Consider the following 18,419-nt stretch of genomic DNA (forward strand, 5'->3'; position numbering starts at 1 on the left):
CGCAATTCAAACCAATATGTTCGTTTGGAATAGTTTTCGTACAAATATTTACGCTTGAATGATGGCAATATCGGACAAAAAACCTGCTATCATTTACAAAACAGCATTTAAAGGTAAAGGGTCTCACATGAAGATAATTATTTCACCAGCTAAGAAAATGACCATTGATTCAGACAGTTTCGATATTTCATCCTTGCCGCAATTCCTACCAGAAACGCGGGAAATTTTGCAAACGTTGCAATCAATGAGTTACGAAGAACTGCATCAGCTTTGGCATTGTAGCGAGAAAATCGCGCAACAAGCCTACCAACAATTACAACAAATCAATCTCAAACATCAGTTAACACCTGCACTGGTGGCTTACTCCGGCATTCAGTACCAGTACATGGCGCCCGGCGTGTTTACAACGCACGCATTGCAATACGTGCAGGATCACTTGCGGATTCTGTCTGGTTTTTACGGCGTGCTACGTCCGTTTGATGGCGTTGCGCCCTACCGCCTGGAAATGCAGGCGCCCCTCCACGTGACAAACCACAAGAATCTGTACGACTTTTGGGGTGACAAACCTGAACGCGGACTAGGCCTACATCATGAACCGTTAATTAACCTCGCCTCACAGGAATACACAAAAACGGTTCAGCATTATTTAACTCCCGCTGAACCGTTGATTAATGTCGTCTTCGGCCACCTCGTCGACGGCAAACTAAAAACCCGCGCCACATTCGCAAAAATGGCACGGGGTGAGATGGTTCGTTTTTTAGCTGAAAATAACATTCATGAGCTTAGTGATTTGAAGCAATTTGACCGGTTGAACTACCGGTTTGACGCCAAACGTTCCGACAAAGCGACTTTTGTGTTCTTAAAACAAGACTGATTAACGATCCATCACATATGGTACATGCGCTGCATCCGGAACTTGATTCCAAGCCACTGGATAGCCTGCACCATGGGCACAGAATACAGAATCCGGCGTATTTTCAAGGTCACTAACCGGATGATAATCTGCGTCAGCGATCACTTCATCCGCATTATGACACGGACGGTATCCATCGACAACACATTCGAGCTGCCCCAGACCATGTGTATAAGCTTGAACAGTTCGTGCATAATCTTGCATTTCAGAGACCGGCGCCACACCACTTAAAATGGTGTTGGCGCCGTTTGTCGTGGGCGTCTCAAACGACCCATGCATCCGCTGAATATCGGTCATCGCACGGCCAACATTATCACCATCAACCGTCAAACGGAACTGATACCAAGGCTCCAGCAACTGGTCACCACCGTTTGCCAACAGCATCATGAGACCCTGACGCACTGCGCGCCACGTTGCCTCACGAAAATCGCCGCCAACTGAGTGCACGATGCTAGCTTTGCCTGTGATTAACGTAATGTGCATATCCGTCAGCGGTGCACCAACCAGAACGCCCAGGTGCTCTTTAGCCTGTAGGCTGGTCAACACTTGATGCTGCCAGTTCTTGCCGAGGACATCGACTGGACAGTCTGTATCAAACGTCATTCCGTTACCAGGTTCGGCTGGTGTCATCTGCAAATGAACCTCCGCATAGTGACGTAGCGGTTCAAAGTGGCCGACGCCCTCAACTGGTTGGGTAATTGTTTCACGATACAGAATGCTGCCTTCACCAAAATTGACAGCAAGGTTAAAACGCGTCTTTAATTGTTCCTGCAAGACTTCTAACTGAATTGGACCCATGATTTGAACACGAATTTCTTGAACCTGTTCGGACCAAGTCACATGCAATTGTGGGTCTTCATCCTCAAGTTGGCGCAGTGCTGTTAGACAAGTATGCGCATCGACACCATTCAGCTTGACCGCATAGTTCAAAACTGGTTGAAGCATCGGTGCTAGACCGTTTGCGGCGGCACCGAGACCTTGCCCTGGCCGCGTATCGGTTAAACCAAGAATGACGCCGACGCCACCCGCTGAGATTTCAGAAACCATCTGACTCTTACCACCATTATAAACACGTAATTGGTTGGCTTTCTGATCAGGTAAGACCTCTGCCTTCGTTTTCAACACGCCGCCGGTCACGCGAACCCAAGTTAACCGTTCACCCTTTTCATCGTGAGAAATTTTGAATACTCGCGCACCAAATTCGGTCGCTGGTTCTGACTCAAGCGTCCAACGTGACAGACCATTCAACAATGTATCAATGCCGGTCATCTTAAGACCTGATCCAAAGAAACAGGGAAAGACTTCACGTCGCTGAATCATTTGTTGAATCATTGGTGTTGATAACGGCGTCCCATTTAAGTAATCGTCGAGAACCGTTTCGTCTTGTAATGCGATGGCCTCGGCGGTTTCCTCTGGCATCGAATCGACATCGCCATCCCAGTCAAACGGCAGACAGCCGGGCGCTAATTCCGTTTGTAACTGTTGGAGAATAGCCTCACGGTCCACACCATCTGCGTCCATTTTATTAACAAAAATGAACGTTGGCACATGATACCGTTTTAATAAACGCCACAATGTTTGTGTATATCCCTGAACGCCATCAGTAGCAGAGACGACCAGGATTGCATAATCGAGGACCGGTAAAATCTGTTCCGTTTGCGCGGCAAAGTCCACGTGGCCGGGACTGTCCAGTAATGTTAATGACAGATCACCGTAGTGAAGGTTGGCCTGATGCGAAAAAATAGTGATCCCACGCTGCTTTTCTAACGTGTCTGGATCCAAAAACGCATCCCCATTGTCTACGCGTCCTAATGTGCGCACGGCACCAGTTTTATAAAGCAACGCCTCAGACAGGGTCGTTTTTCCTGCATCTACGTGCGCCACGACGCCAGCAACAATGTGTTTCATGTGGTGACCTCCTTCTACCTTGTGTTCTTACATAACAACTTTAATAATGCCCTGGCCGATAATCAACTTTATTTGCACAGTTAACTAGAAAGACGTTTGTGACCAAACTGATCCGTGGGTGTTGAGTGGTACTCTGTCGTAAGATTTCTTCACACGTTAAGCGGTATAATGTTGTTTTGGGACATTTTCAAATTGCTAGTAGTCTGTCTCCCACCAAATAACGAATTACTTAGGAGTTAATTAATGAACGAAATCTTAAAAGCACAATTCTTCGTCGATGATCTGTCAGACGATCAAAAAAGTGTAATTACAAATATCAATAATTACATCAAACAGGGTCTTACCACAAAGCCATCTTCCGTTGCCATTATTGAAGGTGCAGCCGGCACCGGTAAATCTGTGGTTCTCATGGAACTGGTTCGCCAATACATGACGGATAATCATTACAAGACCTCGCTAGTAGTGAATCATCCTGAGTTATATAAGGCTTACCAAGATATTGCGGAATCGATTCCCAACATGAAGGTCAACACAATTCGTCGACCAACATCACTTATTAATGATGCCCAAAAACACAACAAGAAGTATGACATCATCTTTGTTGATGAAGCCCATCTTTTATATTCAAAATCCGAACCCTACGCGCACTACCGCGGTCAAAATCAGCTAACTGACTTGATGAACTTGGCCAAAGTAGTCGTCGTTGTCTATGATTTCGACCAAGTATTCCAATCAAAAATGTATTGGGATCGCGATTTATTACTGAAAACTATCGGTAATCATCCCCACAAAACGTTTGGTATGAACTTCCAATACCGGATGGTCGCTAGTGATGACCAAGTTGCCTGGATGGACGATCTGACCGAAGAAAAACCGATGAAGCCGTTTCCGAATAACAGTGACTTCAAGTTCAAAGTGTTCGATACTGCTGGCGAGATGTTTGAAACCATTAAGAAACGGAATAAAGAGGTTGGTATGAGCCGGATGGTTGCTACCTCTGGCTTCCCTCGAATCGACGGACGACACAACGTGGAAATGGATTCCTTCAGTTTGCCATGGGATGAATGGGACCCTCAACGTACCCACTGGGCCAAACGTGAAGGATCGATTACCCAAGTGGGTACGATTTATACCCTCCAGGGTTTCGACCTCAATTACGTTGGAATGATTATCGGTCCGTCGTTTGGTTACGATCCCAAAACGGACACAATGACAGTGATTCCTGAAAAATATTCACATAAAGAAGTCTTCAAGAAACGTAAGGACATGAAGTTCTCCCGTGACGAGTACAAGAAGTTCATCGCTGACGTGCTGAATGTGCTGATGAAACGTGGGAAGTACGGCTTGTACTTGACTGCGTACGATGATGCGTTGCGGAAGCGACTTGTTAATTTGTACGAAAATGGTAAATAGTGATCACCCAAAAAGGGCGGTGCCGATGAGCAGTTGATGTTCATTGGTATCGCCTTTTGATTATGTTCAATGTTTTTAAATAGCCTTTGGACGATAACGTCCGCCAAACTCTTCTCGAGCTTTTTGTGTATAGGTGGTCACAAAGACTGTTTTGGCCACTGTATAAGCGCCTCGATTATGTTTGAACTTCTTTTCCAAGCTTAATTTCAGCTCACCATATTGCCCTGCTATCTCAGTGTGGGCACTTAAATAATCACGAAAATAGAGTTCTTCCCAGTCACCAGCTGGCTTGATATGCAAATGAAAAACTTTCTCGGCAAAACCAGCTGGGGTGTACCCCTTGTTAAGGTCGAGTGTCCCCTCGTCATCATTTTTGGACATTACATTCCATGATGGTCTTAAAATTCGCGCTATTACATCTAAAGAATACGGTTGTGCTAGTTCTAATAGAATATCAACTGTCGGTTTGGCAACTAATCCAGGAACCGACGTGCTACCAATATGATTAATTCGGTAAATAGGTACATCACTTAAATGGTAGATTGCAAATTTAATCCGAATTTTTGGACAAATTGGTCAGCATAACCTGATACGGTGTTTTCCAGTCAAGTATTTTAAGCGGTCTCTGGTTAATTTGGAGTAACGTCGTCGTTAAATCTTGAGCACTAATGTGCTCAAAACGAGTCCCCTTAGGATAAAAATAACGTAAATTCCGATTAAAGCGTTCATTACTACCACGTTCAGCTGGCGTATAAGCATGACAGTAATAGGTCTTAATACCATATTGTGATTCAAATGATACTAGCCCACTAAACTCAGTACCACGGTCCACAGTAAAACTGTGCACCGGTCCATTAAAAGTTGTTAGGAACTTAGTCAGTGCTTCATTAACACTCGCTGTCGTTCGGTCCTTTAACCGATATGCCCAAAGGAACCGTGATTTGCGATCGATTAAAGTTAATAAAACTGCCTTACTATGCCCACGAGGGCCAACGACGGTATCTAGTTCAAAATCACCGATGCGATTACGTTGATTAATCATCATGGGACGCTGTTCAATCGATCGCCCCAAAGATTGATTATATTTGGATCGTTGGTCAACGTTACGCCGTTGGCGTACGCCATGTTCAGGTAGATCATTCAAGGAGAAACCAATTCTCCCCTGATTTAGCCAATTATAAATAGATTTAGTCGCTAGTTTAAATTCGTGAGCAATCATTCCTGGTGACCAGCTTAGATGTAAATGGTTGAGAATTGTTTGCTTTAACTCATCGCTCAGCTTAGTTTTCCGACCACATCGTGATCGCTTGTATTCGGCATCTGTTTGTGCTAATTCAGCCTGATAAGGTTGACATCGAGATAATTCATAAGAAATTGTTGACGGTGATCGGTTCAGCCGAACGCCCATTTGGATATTGGACAGCCCTAGTTCACAAAAGGTTTCGATTTTAATTCGTTCGGAATAGGTTATACTAGACAAAAGATCAGCTCCTAAAAGATGGGTTTGTTGTAAACACCATTTTAAAGGAAGCTGATCTTTTTTGTCCGAACAGCGTTCGGATTAATTTTACAATCTACTACTTAACGATATTTTGCTTCAGGGTCTCTTGCTTAACAGAATTGGCTTCTTGTTCTCGCTTGAGCGATTCCAAACGTTCATCTCGCGTCTGTTTCATTTGTTGAATAACAGAGTCACCAAAATCATTTAAGCTCAGCGTTCGTAATAACTTCTCTTTGACTAATGATTCGGCTTCATCGGCCCTGATTGAATTAGCGTGACAAACAGCCGAACCTTTATTCCTCCGCAAACTCTCCGTCATCAACGTTTACGTCTCTTATTTTTTTAAAATTTTTGTGCTTGTTTCAGACAGGATGAAACGAAGAATTAGCTAGTGGCTGTTATTTTGCTGTCGCTTGTAATACAACGATTCACATCATACTTATGTGGTAGTACTGGCCAAGTCTCATTAATTCATGAATTCAATATCCTTATTCGGAACTTTTTCAAAACCATCACTACCTAACTTTGTAACCTTATAAAACAGAACATTGTACCAATAACTATTAGTATATCCAAGCGATTCAAGATCTATGTTTACCGACCGCTCTTCAACAATTGCTTCCTCGACGTGTCGTATAAAAAACTCCTTAAAACTAATATTAGAATTATTTTTGCGATACCAACAAAATTCATACACTGCCTCTTTTGCAAGTAAAACTAAACTTCCAATCGCAAACGACTCTAAATACCTCGTCAACACAATATCTAAATCATCTAAATCTATGTCTTTAAGTTTTGATTTAATAACTTGTTTAATAGCAGATATTCCTAAAGTAGATTGTAAAATTAATCCGAACGCTGTTCGGACAAAAAAGATCAGCTTCCTTTAAAATGGTGTTTACAACAAACCCATCTTTTAGGAGCTGATCTTTTGTCTAGTATAACCTATTCCGAACGAATTAAAATCGAAACCTTTTGTGAACTAGGGCTGTCCAATATCCAAATGGGCGTTCGGCTGAACCGATCACCGTCAACAATTTCTTATGAATTATCTCGATGTCAACCTTATCAGGCTGAATTAGCACAAACAGATGCCGAATACAAGCGATCACGATGTGGTCGGAAAACTAAGCTGAGCGATGAGTTAAAGCAAACAATTCTCAACCATTTACATCTAAGCTGGTCACCAGGAATGATTGCTCACGAATTTAAACTAGCGACTAAATCTATTTATAATTGGCTAAATCAGGGGAGAATTGGTTTCTCCTTGAATGATCTACCTGAACATGGCGTACGCCAACGGCGTAACGTTGACCAACGATCCAAATATAATCAATCTTTGGGGCGATCGATTGAACAGCGTCCCATGATGATTAATCAACGTAATCGCATCGGTGATTTTGAACTAGATACCGTCGTTGGCCCTCGTGGGCATAGTAAGGCAGTTTTATTAACTTTAATCGATCGCAAATCACGGTTCCTTTGGGCATATCGGTTAAAGGACCGAACGACAGCGAGTGTTAATGAAGCACTGACTAAGTTCCTAACAACTTTTAATGGACCGGTGCACAGTTTTACTGTGGACCGTGGTACTGAGTTTAGTGGGCTAGTATCATTTGAATCACAATATGGTATTAAGACCTATTACTGTCATGCTTATACGCCAGCTGAACGTGGTAGTAATGAACGCTTTAATCGGAATTTACGTTATTTTTATCCTAAGGGGACTCGTTTTGAGCACATTAGTGCTCAAGATTTAACGACGACGTTACTCCAAATTAACCAGAGACCGCTTAAAATACTTGACTGGAAAACACCGTATCAGGTTATGCTGACCAATTTGTCCAAAAATTCGGATTAAATTTGCAATCTACCCTAATTCTACCCGGCAGTCATAAAATTCATCAATCATTTTATCGTTTTTTACTTCTGGAAAGAATAAATCTTTTTCGCTCACATTGTTTACATTTAATACATAATTAACAACATCAATATTATAAATAGTTGGCTTTTTGTCTTCGTTAAAATCAAATCCTTCTTTTTTAGACGTAGGGCTTACTTGTACAATTTTCCTATTTGCTAAAAATCGAAAGTATCCATACGAATCAGCAATATCTGAAACTATCCTCAACTTGCTCTCTTCCCACTGAGGACACAGCTCGTTGTCCACTTTTTTAACTTGCCATAAACATGCAGCAAGCAGTGTTCTCTCTTTAAGGTTTAAATCCTGATAATTACGTTGGTTTACATCTGAATACTCATATTCAGAAGCTATTGCCTTCGTTGCAACACTATCTGCCAATATATTATTTAATTCTTCATGTTTAACGTATTCTGTAAAGCCACAGCTTAAACACATATCTTCATATCTATATTTTCTAGTTCTAGAAAGCAATCTCGTCCTTACTTCTCCACCACACTTAGAACATTTGTTGTGAAAAATCAATCTCGGAAAGGTCCTTATTAGATTTTTTTCCGAAACTCCATCTATTTGATTTTTAGCGATAATATGTGCAATTGGCTTGTCCTCAAAGTATTCTACAATTACATCCATAATTTCATTGCTATTTAATTTTTTTAATTGAGTAGATTGTAAAATTAATCCGAACGCTGTTCGGACAAAAAAGATCAGCTTCCTTTAAAATGGTGTTTACAACAAACCCATCTTTTAGGAGCTGATCTTTTGTCTAGTATAACCTATTCCGAACGAATTAAAATCGAAACCTTTTGTGAACTAGGGCTGTCCAATATCCAAATGGGCGTTCGGCTGAACCGATCACCGTCAACAATTTCTTATGAATTATCTCGATGTCAACCTTATCAGGCTGAATTAGCACAAACAGATGCCGAATACAAGCGATCACGATGTGGTCGGAAAACTAAGCTGAGCGATGAGTTAAAGCAAACAATTCTCAACCATTTACATCTAAGCTGGTCACCAGGAATGATTGCTCACGAATTTAAACTAGCGACTAAATCTATTTATAATTGGCTAAATCAGGGGAGAATTGGTTTCTCCTTGAATGATCTACCTGAACATGGCGTACGCCAACGGCGTAACGTTGACCAACGATCCAAATATAATCAATCTTTGGGGCGATCGATTGAACAGCGTCCCATGATGATTAATCAACGTAATCGCATCGGTGATTTTGAACTAGATACCGTCGTTGGCCCTCGTGGGCATAGTAAGGCAGTTTTATTAACTTTAATCGATCGCAAATCACGGTTCCTTTGGGCATATCGGTTAAAGGACCGAACGACAGCGAGTGTTAATGAAGCACTGACTAAGTTCCTAACAACTTTTAATGGACCGGTGCACAGTTTTACTGTGGACCGTGGTACTGAGTTTAGTGGGCTAGTATCATTTGAATCACAATATGGTATTAAGACCTATTACTGTCATGCTTATACGCCAGCTGAACGTGGTAGTAATGAACGCTTTAATCGGAATTTACGTTATTTTTATCCTAAGGGGACTCGTTTTGAGCACATTAGTGCTCAAGATTTAACGACGACGTTACTCCAAATTAACCAGAGACCGCTTAAAATACTTGACTGGAAAACACCGTATCAGGTTATGCTGACCAATTTGTCCAAAAATTCGGATTAAATTTGCAATCTACCTTATAAGCTTTTTTTATCTATAATTAGGTGGTAAACAATCCACAAATGAATAATGTAATGTATACTTTTGAAAACGAGAAAGTCACGGAATGTGGGATAAAACAACGAAACGTGGTGTGGATAAACTGTCTTTATACAGAATAAAGTGTAAATATGCAGGATTAATTCTGCATAATAATCACCGTCACGTAAACAGCATTCTGTAGTTATCGTTTAGTTAGCTGGTGTCCAATTTGGAAAACCGAATGTTTTCCTGGGACATTACCCATTTTCGGCAAATTGCCCCATAAAAGCATCGAGTTTTCCGAACAAACTAAGCCATGAAAAATAAAGTGGTTCGTTTCGAAAAATGCAATGAAAAAATTGTTTTGCACAGGTGTGGATAACTATGTGGAAAACTGTGGATAAGTTTGTGAATTGGGGATAAATGCCGAAAACTAAGGATTTCGAAACAGTGGGAAAAGTTATCCACAGGTCAAAAAAGTGCGGTGGATAAGTGGTCATAAAAACCTCTGTTCGATTTTAAAACCCTTTATTATCAATGGTTACGGGCTGCGTGTTCGTGTGAAGATGCCTTGTGGATAACTGTGGATAACTTTTATTCACAGGTTAAAATGACAGCGTCACATAGCGTCGCAAAATCGATTATTTTTGGTAAAGAAAGTTAAGGAAAAGTAAAAGCTGTGGATAACTTTTTCATAACAGATGTGCTTGTGGATGAAAACAAAATTTAGAAACGGAGTATATACACGTGAATATCAAGATTATTGGTGTTGGAAAACTGAAAGAAAAGTATTTTAAGCAGGGCATTGCAGAATATGCGAAACGTTTGTCTAAGTTTTGTAAGTTTGAAATTGTCGAAGTTGCGGACGAAAAAGCTCCCGAATCTTTAAGCCAGTCCGAAATGGATACGGTTATGGCTAAAGAAGGGGAGCGAATTCTGGATCATATTAAAGATAAAGAATATGTCTATGCGTTGGCTATTTTAGGCAAGGAACGGACATCAGAGGCGTTTGCCAAGGAGATAGAGGACTTAGGAACGTACGGACATTCTGACATAACGTTCGTTATCGGCGGCTCACTGGGACTAACACCCGCAGTTTTGAAGCGTGCAAACGCACAAATTTCATTTGGTAAGTTTACATTGCCACATCAGCTGATGCGTCTAGTGCTGAGTGAGCAGATATACAGGGCATTTATGATTAACTCGGGCTCGCCATATCATAAGTGATGTGGTACCGCAAGGATAAGCGATACAGAAGTCCGTATCATAAATAATCTAAAGATATTTCTTGATAAAGTAAAAGGGGATAGTAATTTGAAAATTGATTTAGACAGCATCTCATCACAATGGCAAATTACAAGTTTAATCCGAACAAGCCCGGAATCTTTCAATGGCAGTCTGTTGATGATGTATTTTTAATGGTCGTTGATTAATTAGTTCAAGTGCTGCTAGGATCTCATCAGTCGTTACTTGGCTAAAATTGGTCTTTTTCGGGAAGAACCAGCGTAACCGTCTATTAAAATATTCATTGGAACCTCGCTCCCATGGTGAATATGGATGGCAAAAATAAACTTTGATCTGATAATCCTGTTCTAAGGCCTGATAATTGGCAAACTCTTTACCATGATCAACAGTAATGGATTTTACTTGGGGACCGAAGGCCCCCATAAACTTGCCAAAGGCGGTGTTTAGAGCCTTAGCCGTTCTATTAGGGGCTTTGATGGCCCATAGAAGTCGGGTCTTACGTTCTACGAATGTAACCAGACATGATCGTGACTCACTTCGACTAGAAAGCACCGTATCTACTTCCCAATGACCAAAAGCTAATCGTTGATTAACAGTTGTTGGCCGTTGTTCGATGGAAGTCCCACTTGTAAATTTCCCACGATTTTCGCTCACTCGGTGCTGGCGGACATTCCGATTGGGTAGATCAGTCAATTTGAAGGGGAGCCAGCCACGATTAAGCCAATTATAAATTGACGCAGTGCTCAAGTTATAAGCGGCCGCAATGGTTTCTGGTGACCAGGTTAATCGTAAGTGATTGGTAATTAAAGTCGCTAATGCTGCCGTCAGCATCGAACGACGACCGCAATTCCGCCTTTTGCGATCTGCATCTTGCTGAGCTAATTCTGGATCATAAGGTTTAACCCGGTCCAACTCATAGCTAATCGTAGCTTTGGCGACGCCTAAGGCGTCAGCCATTACTTGGTAAGATTTATTCCCCTCATTGACCAGTTGTGCTAGTGCGCCACGTTGAAAACGTGATAAAGTAGATGTACCCAAAGTAATCACTCCCTATATTGGTTGGAATTAGCTACTACCATTGTAAGTGATTACTTTGGGCTTTTTAATTTCTGTTCGGATTAATTATAGAATTTGCCTATAAATACACCCATACCAGTCGTTTAGACTAAATAGAAAGTAATCAAATTTCCCAGGAAATGATTATCATGATTCAATTTGAGTTTGTGAAATCCCCGAAGACACAAAAAAAGAGTAATTGTTTTCCACAATTACTCTTTAAAAGATCTACTTGCTTGAACTACTTAATTGACTCGTACTCTCGCTCAACGTTATCGTACCGGTCTTTTGTTGACCATCACGATAGTATTTCACGGAAACTTTATCCCCAATCTTATGGTTATAAAGCACATCACGTAAGTCTGCTTGTGACGTTACCTTGGTACCATCTATCTCGGTAATAACATCGTACTTCTTCAGGCCGGACTTTTCAGCAGCCGAATTGTTGTAAATTTTAACTAGCACAACACCGCCAGTTACACTGCTTGGCAGCTTCAAAGTATTCTTTTGGCTGGTACTGTCGACATTTGAAAGATCCACAAGTCCGACACCCAACGCTGGACGAATAACCTTACCATTTGTAATTAATTGATTAATGATGGACACAACTTCGTTAGAAGGAATCGCAAATCCAATCCCTTCAACCGACGTACCACTCGAAGATGACGCCAACTTCATTGAGTTGATACCGATGACCTGACCAGATAAGTTGATCAATGCCCCACCAGAGTTACCAGGGTTGATTGCTGCGTCCGTTTGAATAACGGTCGCATCCCCAGTTTGATTACCAGATTCATCTTCTACTGGCACCGTTCGTTTCTTGGCGGAAATAATCCCTTCAGTCACTGATGTTGCATACTGTGACCCAAGTGGTGACCCGATGGCTAGGACAGATTGGCCAGCCTGAATCGCAGTGGAATCACCGAATTGAGCAACCGTGTTGATGTACTTAGCATCCACACGGATAACAGCTAAATCAGTCGTGGAGTCCGTGCCAACTAGCTTACCTGAAATCTTCTTCCCGTTGCTGAGAATAATTTCCAAGGCACTGGAACCTGAGACCACGTGATTGTTCGTCACAATATAGGCATCATTTCCGGATTTCTTATAAACAACCCCGGAACCTTCACTAGCGGTTTCCAAAGATGATTTGCTAGATGAGGAATCTGAGTCACTACCACTTGAATTTGATGATGAGCCACCACCAAAGATACCGTACAAGCCTTCGCTATCACTTGATGATGACTGCTTCTGCATGTTAACAACCGAAACAACCGCGCCCTTAACCTTGCTAAAGGCCTTCGTAGCATCGGAGTTGCTCTTTACAGTGACATTGGCGACCTTAGTCGTTCCATTTTTATATGACGTATCACCATTATTATTGTTATTCAGGGCAGAGGCACCCCCATAGGCAATACCACCACCTAATAATCCGGCAACTAAGCCAACAATGCCGACCTTCACTAAACCTGAATTTGATTTGCGTGGACGTTGTGGTCCTTGCCCACCTGTTTGCTTATTCTCGTCATTATAATCCATAGGCTTTTGCGAAAATTCGCTACCTCCTCTAAAAATTGATTACTCTACAGAGACCATTATACAGTTTCAACTTAAAGCGGGCTTAAACGGATGCCTCGCAAACTCATATTTTTTCTAATGGTGACTATTTGGCTTAATTATTGTTTCATTTACAAACTGCCAATGACGCCTCTGCTTCAGGTAAGTTTTACACCCCCCTCGCGCCGTTTGAAAGGTCTAACTTTTTCGTTTTATTTTTAAACATAAGTGGTGTAGCATTCATGCCATAATAGACGAGGAGCAAATTAACACATGAGTGAAGCTGAACCAATTTACAAAAACGGCGTTCAGGCCACACTAGCCGTCATGGGAAACAAATGGAAACCGCTCATTTTATGCCACTTAGGACACGGGCCCATGCGGACAGCCGATATTCGGCGAAATGTCACTGGCATTTCGCCCAAAGTTCTGACTGAACAACTGCGTGAGCTGGAGCACGACGGCATTGTCACCCGGAAAGTATTCAACGAAGTGCCGCCACACGTTGAATATAGCGTGACCGAATACGGTAAAACGCTGAACAACGTGCTTATTGCCATGTCGGAATGGGGCGAGGATCGAATTAAGATTCTTCAATCGCAGGGGCAAAACGCCTCGTTGCTCTTCCCTAATCATGATGGTTATGAAAATTAACGCAAACAACGGTTTGATTTCGCGTCATAAACGTCGAATCAAACCGTTGTTTTCTTTTTGTCTTTAACCAATCGTCAACTAGTCATTACACGGCCATGTTACCAATCATGACACCACCGACCACGACCAATAGCAGACCAACAACCGTCCATACTAGGCCTCGAGGAGTGCGGTGCTCACGTAAAATGAAGATGCCGCCAAGTGTTGCCAACACAACATTCATTTGTGAAAGTGTGAAACCAGTGGCCACGCCATTTCGTTGAGCCGAAATCAGATACGTCAGCGCAGCAATGGAAAAAACAACACCATCAATCAAGCTAATCCACGTAACCCGTTCACTCAAAATATGCGGGCCAGCCGTCACAAGCGTCAGTACAAGTGCCATCAAAGCCATTCCCAATCCTTGTGGTAAGAATCCCTGCCATCCGGATACGTTTGCCAAACGTGGAAAGGCTGAGTATCCCACATACCCCAGAGTAGATAGTGCAAAGATCAAAATTGTCACCCAAATTGATGGTCGTTTTTCATCCGTTTGTTTGGCGCCATCAACTGTCGTTAGCACAATGCCAACAACAATAACCACTAGCGCAATAAAGCCGATCAATAATTCCACAGAGCCAGACCATTCGCCGAATGCCAGTACCCCCAACAACGACGTGCCAACTAATTGCAGCCCCGTAGAAATTGGCATCGCCTTCGAAACACCGATTCGCTGAAACGCCATGTACTGAAGATACTGTCCAAATGCCCACGAAGCACCAGACAAAACAGTCAGCCAAAACTGACCAACGCCAATTTCTGGGCGAATGAATAACCACGTGATGATGGCCACAATAAAGGTACCAAATGTCGTGCCAATAATCTGATTAACGGGCTTCCCACCAATTTTAGTTACCACGATGGGCAAAACGCCCCACGCAATTGCCGGAATCAATCCAATCAAAATACTCACAATCGAAACCTCTCTTCTGTCGATATGGCAGCCTTATACTAGCCGCATTTTTTATCTCATCATAAATCCTTGAACGCTAACCCTTACCGTTCTGGAATGAAGGATACAGCGTCATCCCACCATCCACAAACAGAGTCACACCTGTAACGTAACTAGATTGATCAGATGCCAACCACGCTGCAGCGGCCGCAACATCTTCTGGATCACCGATTCGTTTCATTGGTACCATTTCTAGCGTGTCCTTCATTTGTTGTGGATCAGCAAACTTAGCAGCGTTGATTGGCGTGTTGATGGCGCCAGGGCCAATGGCATTTACACGCACACCACGGTTGGCATATTCCATCGCAATCGTCTCATTGAATAATTTCACGCCACCTTTTGAAGCAGCGTAATGGGCAAAGCCAGGCCACGGAATTTGTTCATGAACAGAGGACATGTTGATAATATTGCCCTTCTTATCGTTCTTCACGAAATAATCCAGTGCTGCGCGTGATCCTAAGAAAACACCCGTTAGATTAATGTTCAACACGCGTTGCCAATCTGATAGTGGCATTTCGTTTGTCGCAACACGGTTTTCCATCCCCGCGTTGTTAACCCATACATCAAGCGTACCAAAGTTATTTAGCGCAGCATTTAGCAATGCCGTGGCACCGTCTTCTTCGCTAATATCTGCTTGAACGGCGACTGCTTGGCCACCATTTTCTTCAATCAGTTTGACCGCTTCATCAGCACCCGTTTTATCTGACCGATAATTGATAACAACTGACATGTGCTCTTCGCCAAAGCGTTTTGCAATTGCCTGACCAATACCCTTTGAGCCGCCTGTTACAACCGCTATTTTGTTCTTTAAATCTGAATACATTTTCTTTTCCTCCGAATCTTCTCGTTAATAATCTGAACTCTGTCCGACCATTTAGTTCCTTACATTTTCTTCTCAAAGCCTTCCATCGGCGCGACCGAATTCGTATAGTCCACAACCGGTGTGTGATCATTGCTAAAGTGCATAACCGAATAGAATGCACCTTTTAAATAGTGCTGCATCGCTACTGGGATACCCAACTCGTCCATTTCAAACGGTGAAATCTGGTAGCGAATACTATCTTCATCATCCCCAGCAACCTTTTCGTACCATTGCGGTTCACGAATCATTTCACGACCGATTGCCGCAAAACTAGCACCAGCAGCCAACACCTTTTCAGCATCATCAGGCGTTTCAATCGATCCCACACTTATCAATGGTTTACGGCCATCTAACTGCCGAACTATTTTGTCCAAAATCGGTTCCTTATCCGTTGCGTCATTCAACGAAGTGCGCCATGCAGATCCCATTGAGGTGTGTACATAATCAATTGGTGTCTCACTCAGCATTTCGACAAAAGCCATCGTGTCATCCAAACGAATACCCAGCTCGCCGATTTCTTCCGGCGAAATCCGATAACCTAGCAAGAACTTGCCATTCGTTTCCTGGGAAATAACTTCGTGAACGGACTGAATAACGGCTCTTGCAAAATTCATCCGTTTGTCACGATTACCACCCCAACGGTCTTCGCGGCGGTTGGAATGCGGTGAGTAAAATTGCTGCAGTAGATAAGTGTTAGCGCCATGGAGTTCAACGCCATCGAAACCCGCTTCAATTGCCCTGTGAGTCGCGTCGGCAAATGCCTGAATGATTGACTCAATTTCCGTTTCGGACAACGCTCGTGGTGTTTCCGCATCTTCAGGACGATTAGGTTTTACCGCACTGGCACTGACAGTTTGCGTGCCCCGTAAAATCTGTGAATTTGATTTTCGCCCGGCATGAAAAATCTGTAGCACAGCCTTTGTCCCGTTCCGTTTGATTGCACGGGCCATCTCTGCCAATCCGTCAATGTCGCTATCATCTGCAATCGATAGCTCGCCTTCAAATCCCTTCCCACCAGGCACAACATTGGCAACCTCAGCGACTACCATGCCAACACCACCGGCGCGCATCTTATAGTAGTCAATTTCTTCATTAGTCACATGACCATCATAATAACTGGACGTTGTGGTGGTTGGTGCCATCACCACGCGGTTTTTAATCGTGACGCCGTTGGCAAACGTATATGGTTGTTCAAATTGATATTTCATAACTTTTCTCTCCCTCTGTTTTCTTGAATGATTCATAGTTTAATGGCTGCCATCTAAAACTGAAATAAGGCACTTTTTAGTACCATTAAATTGATCTGTCAGTAGCTGCTTCCTGACGATGTTTACCCCATTCAGCCATTAATAATAAAAACGGGCGCGTTGATTGACCGGCTTTTGTTAACCGACAGCTTAATCCCCGATGTGTCGTCAACCGAAGTTGGATCAGACCATTTCGCCATAAACTACATAGTTGAAAGACAAACGAACACAAATTACGTTTCGGTAAGTGTTGATATAAATTCAGTAGCGATTGTGGGCCATCTAGCAGTGCTGTCACAATCAATGGTCGACACGTGCCAGCTAATACGCTGGTTGTATAACGGAGCCCTTTATCTTCATCATCCATTAGCCATCCTCCAATTCCTCAAGTGAATGACGCTAGTGTACTGACTCTGTATGGGGCGAATTGTCAAACTAAGTGCAACGGTTTGTCAAAAAATACTTCATATGGGGTTTCATAGTTTAACACTTTGCGAGGACGTTGATTTAACTGCTTTTGGCAGTGTTCAACGTCCTGTTCTGTATAATTATCAATATCTGTTCGCTTGGGAAAATATTCCCGGATTAATCCATTTGTATTCTCATTTGTTCCACGCTGTTCAGGCGAATATGGATCGGGCCAATAGACAGTAACACCTAACCTTTCGCTGATTTCATCAAGATGAAGAAATTCGGTCCCATGATCTGGTGTAATAGAATGAACAAATTCTTTAGGAATGGCCCCTAACAGTTCAACTAAGCCTTTATTTATCTCCTGCGAGTCCTTTTGCACAACCTTTTTGATAAGCGTAAGCCGACTAAGCCGATCGACAATCGTTAAAAGGATGGAGTGACCCGTTCGACCAATCACAGTATCAATTTCCCAGTCACCTATACGTTGACGCTGGTTGATAAAACCAGGGCGCTCATGGATCGAGATATAGTCGGTCTGTACTTCTCGATGTCGTCTAGTATTCTTTGAATGCCGAGTCCGATGTTTATGTCTGAGATGGCGCTGAATACCGGTATCACCACGTGAGGAGTACTTCTCACCTAAATTGTGTTGATAGATATGACGGTAAATTGTGTTGTAGCTAACACACCATTGATGTTCCTTATTAAAGCGAGCGGTAATCTGCTCTGGTGACCAGTGCAGATCTAAGATGTAATGAACAATTTGACGGCGTAATTGTGGATGGCTGTCTAATAGCCGCTTCTTGTGACAATTCTGCCGCTTTTGATGATAGTCATTATCTGCTTTGCTTGGGGAATAATTACCTGCACAACGTTTTAACTCCCGTGAAATAGTGCTTGGATTTCGCCCCAGCCGTAACGCAACAGCCCGGATAGATAACCCCTTAGCTCGTAAAAACATAAGTATTTCACGTTCTTTTATAGTAAGATGTTTATAGCTCATACCGGATACCTCGAATTGTTTGAT

The 18,419-nt window shown here is 42.6% G+C and carries 18 protein-coding genes; 6 read left to right on the forward strand and 12 right to left on the reverse strand.

Features of this window, described 5'->3' with window-relative positions:
- Window positions 1-127: 127 nt before the first annotated feature.
- Window positions 128-874, forward strand: a complete 747-nt coding sequence (gene yaaA, locus ABUE36_RS13585) for a peroxide stress protein YaaA (protein ID WP_421016928.1) — start codon at window positions 128-130, stop codon at window positions 872-874.
- Here yaaA and ABUE36_RS13590 read toward each other — a convergent pair whose 3' ends face one another.
- Window positions 875-2,821: a GTP-binding protein gene (locus ABUE36_RS13590; RefSeq protein WP_421016929.1), complete on the reverse strand. Its 1,947-nt coding sequence runs from the start codon at window positions 2,819-2,821 to the stop codon at window positions 875-877. It lies immediately after the preceding gene.
- A gap of 243 nt (window positions 2,822-3,064) precedes the next feature.
- Here ABUE36_RS13590 and ABUE36_RS13595 point away from each other — a divergent pair, with 243 nt between their 5' ends.
- Entirely contained in the window at window positions 3,065-4,234 is a 1,170-nt protein-coding gene (locus ABUE36_RS13595) for a DUF2075 domain-containing protein (RefSeq protein WP_421016930.1), read from the forward strand.
- 75 nt (window positions 4,235-4,309) lie between these two features.
- Here ABUE36_RS13595 and ABUE36_RS13600 read toward each other — a convergent pair whose 3' ends face one another.
- The 3 genes from ABUE36_RS13600 to ABUE36_RS13610 all read right to left on the reverse strand — a co-directional run bounded on the left by ABUE36_RS13600 (window position 4,310) and on the right by ABUE36_RS13610 (window position 6,057).
- The gene (locus ABUE36_RS13600) at window positions 4,310-4,807 is read right to left on the reverse strand and encodes a GrpB family protein (RefSeq protein ID WP_421017489.1); all 498 of its coding nucleotides are present in this window, start codon (window positions 4,805-4,807) and stop codon (window positions 4,310-4,312) included.
- Window positions 4,785-5,714: an IS30-like element ISLpl1 family transposase gene (locus ABUE36_RS13605; RefSeq protein ID WP_096109805.1), complete on the reverse strand. Its 930-nt coding sequence runs from the start codon at window positions 5,712-5,714 to the stop codon at window positions 4,785-4,787. The genes ABUE36_RS13600 and ABUE36_RS13605 overlap by 23 nt, the downstream gene beginning before the upstream one ends.
- Before the next feature lie 97 nt (window positions 5,715-5,811).
- The gene (locus ABUE36_RS13610; RefSeq protein WP_421016931.1) at window positions 5,812-6,057 is read right to left on the reverse strand and encodes a hypothetical protein; all 246 of its coding nucleotides are present in this window, start codon (window positions 6,055-6,057) and stop codon (window positions 5,812-5,814) included.
- Window positions 6,058-6,666: 609 nt separating this feature from the next.
- On the opposite strand from ABUE36_RS13610, the gene ABUE36_RS13615 reads away from it, so the two are divergent.
- A complete protein-coding gene (locus tag ABUE36_RS13615) occupies window positions 6,667-7,596 on the forward strand; it encodes an IS30-like element ISLpl1 family transposase (protein ID WP_096109805.1) in 930 nt (309 codons plus the stop codon).
- 9 nt (window positions 7,597-7,605) lie between these two features.
- Here the strand turns inward: ABUE36_RS13615 and ABUE36_RS13620 are convergent, their stop codons facing one another.
- The gene (locus tag ABUE36_RS13620) at window positions 7,606-8,289 is read right to left on the reverse strand and encodes a hypothetical protein (RefSeq protein ID WP_421016932.1); all 684 of its coding nucleotides are present in this window, start codon (window positions 8,287-8,289) and stop codon (window positions 7,606-7,608) included.
- A 129-nt stretch (window positions 8,290-8,418) separates the two neighbouring features.
- On the opposite strand from ABUE36_RS13620, the gene ABUE36_RS13625 reads away from it, so the two are divergent.
- Window positions 8,419-9,348 (forward strand): IS30-like element ISLpl1 family transposase, encoded by a 930-nt coding sequence (locus tag ABUE36_RS13625; RefSeq protein WP_096109805.1) that lies wholly within the window; start codon window positions 8,419-8,421, stop codon window positions 9,346-9,348.
- Window positions 9,349-10,113: 765 nt separating this feature from the next.
- Window positions 10,114-10,593, forward strand: a complete 480-nt coding sequence (rlmH, locus tag ABUE36_RS13630) for a 23S rRNA (pseudouridine(1915)-N(3))-methyltransferase RlmH (protein ID WP_161002089.1) — start codon at window positions 10,114-10,116, stop codon at window positions 10,591-10,593.
- 135 nt (window positions 10,594-10,728) lie between these two features.
- Here the strand turns inward: rlmH and ABUE36_RS13635 are convergent, their stop codons facing one another.
- Together ABUE36_RS13635 and ABUE36_RS13640 are read right to left on the reverse strand one after the other, a co-directional pair.
- Complete coding sequence (locus ABUE36_RS13635) at window positions 10,729-11,649, reverse strand: IS30-like element ISLsa1 family transposase (RefSeq protein WP_011373852.1); 921 nt, start codon at window positions 11,647-11,649, stop codon at window positions 10,729-10,731.
- Window positions 11,650-11,895: 246 nt separating this feature from the next.
- Window positions 11,896-13,206: a S1C family serine protease gene (locus tag ABUE36_RS13640; RefSeq protein ID WP_421016933.1), complete on the reverse strand. Its 1,311-nt coding sequence runs from the start codon at window positions 13,204-13,206 to the stop codon at window positions 11,896-11,898.
- A gap of 291 nt (window positions 13,207-13,497) precedes the next feature.
- Between ABUE36_RS13640 and ABUE36_RS13645 the strand changes: the two genes are divergently transcribed.
- Window positions 13,498-13,878: a winged helix-turn-helix transcriptional regulator gene (locus ABUE36_RS13645; RefSeq protein ID WP_161002088.1), complete on the forward strand. Its 381-nt coding sequence runs from the start codon at window positions 13,498-13,500 to the stop codon at window positions 13,876-13,878.
- Between the two features lie 85 nt (window positions 13,879-13,963).
- Here the strand turns inward: ABUE36_RS13645 and ABUE36_RS13650 are convergent, their stop codons facing one another.
- From ABUE36_RS13650 to ABUE36_RS13670, 5 genes are all read right to left on the reverse strand, one after another.
- Entirely contained in the window at window positions 13,964-14,830 is an 867-nt protein-coding gene (locus tag ABUE36_RS13650) for a GRP family sugar transporter (protein WP_421016934.1), read from the reverse strand.
- Window positions 14,831-14,906: 76 nt separating this feature from the next.
- A complete protein-coding gene (locus tag ABUE36_RS13655; RefSeq protein WP_161002086.1) occupies window positions 14,907-15,692 on the reverse strand; it encodes a glucose-1-dehydrogenase in 786 nt (261 codons plus the stop codon).
- A 59-nt stretch (window positions 15,693-15,751) separates the two neighbouring features.
- Complete coding sequence (locus tag ABUE36_RS13660; RefSeq protein ID WP_421016935.1) at window positions 15,752-16,939, reverse strand: NADH-dependent flavin oxidoreductase; 1,188 nt, start codon at window positions 16,937-16,939, stop codon at window positions 15,752-15,754.
- 85 nt (window positions 16,940-17,024) lie between these two features.
- Window positions 17,025-17,345 (reverse strand): winged helix-turn-helix transcriptional regulator, encoded by a 321-nt coding sequence (locus ABUE36_RS13665; protein ID WP_161002084.1) that lies wholly within the window; start codon window positions 17,343-17,345, stop codon window positions 17,025-17,027.
- 63 nt (window positions 17,346-17,408) lie between these two features.
- Entirely contained in the window at window positions 17,409-18,395 is a 987-nt protein-coding gene (locus ABUE36_RS13670) for an IS30 family transposase (protein WP_191982121.1), read from the reverse strand.
- Window positions 18,396-18,419: the final 24 nt, after the last annotated feature.

Origin of the sequence: Furfurilactobacillus cerevisiae (assembly GCF_048961765.1) — a bacterium.
Taxonomy (GTDB): domain Bacteria; phylum Bacillota; class Bacilli; order Lactobacillales; family Lactobacillaceae; genus Furfurilactobacillus; species Furfurilactobacillus milii_A.

What these genes read in the sequence shown, in the direction of transcription:
- ABUE36_RS13645 (WP_161002088.1), top strand. Translation starts at nt 13,498, where the DNA reads ATGAGTGAAGCTGAACCAATTTACAAAAACGGCGTTCAGGCCACACTA.
- ABUE36_RS13660 (WP_421016935.1), bottom strand. Translation starts at nt 16,939, where the DNA reads ATGAAATATCAATTTGAACAACCATATACGTTTGCCAACGGCGTCACG.
- ABUE36_RS13640 (WP_421016933.1), bottom strand. Translation starts at nt 13,206, where the DNA reads ATGGATTATAATGACGAGAATAAGCAAACAGGTGGGCAAGGACCACAA.
- ABUE36_RS13655 (WP_161002086.1), bottom strand. Translation starts at nt 15,692, where the DNA reads ATGTATTCAGATTTAAAGAACAAAATAGCGGTTGTAACAGGCGGCTCA.
- ABUE36_RS13590 (WP_421016929.1), bottom strand. Translation starts at nt 2,821, where the DNA reads ATGAAACACATTGTTGCTGGCGTCGTGGCGCACGTAGATGCAGGAAAA.
- yaaA (WP_421016928.1), top strand. Translation starts at nt 128, where the DNA reads ATGAAGATAATTATTTCACCAGCTAAGAAAATGACCATTGATTCAGAC.
- ABUE36_RS13620 (WP_421016932.1), bottom strand. Translation starts at nt 8,289, where the DNA reads ATGGATGTAATTGTAGAATACTTTGAGGACAAGCCAATTGCACATATT.
- ABUE36_RS13665 (WP_161002084.1), bottom strand. Translation starts at nt 17,345, where the DNA reads ATGGATGATGAAGATAAAGGGCTCCGTTATACAACCAGCGTATTAGCT.
- ABUE36_RS13670 (WP_191982121.1), bottom strand. Translation starts at nt 18,395, where the DNA reads ATGAGCTATAAACATCTTACTATAAAAGAACGTGAAATACTTATGTTT.
- ABUE36_RS13595 (WP_421016930.1), top strand. Translation starts at nt 3,065, where the DNA reads ATGAACGAAATCTTAAAAGCACAATTCTTCGTCGATGATCTGTCAGAC.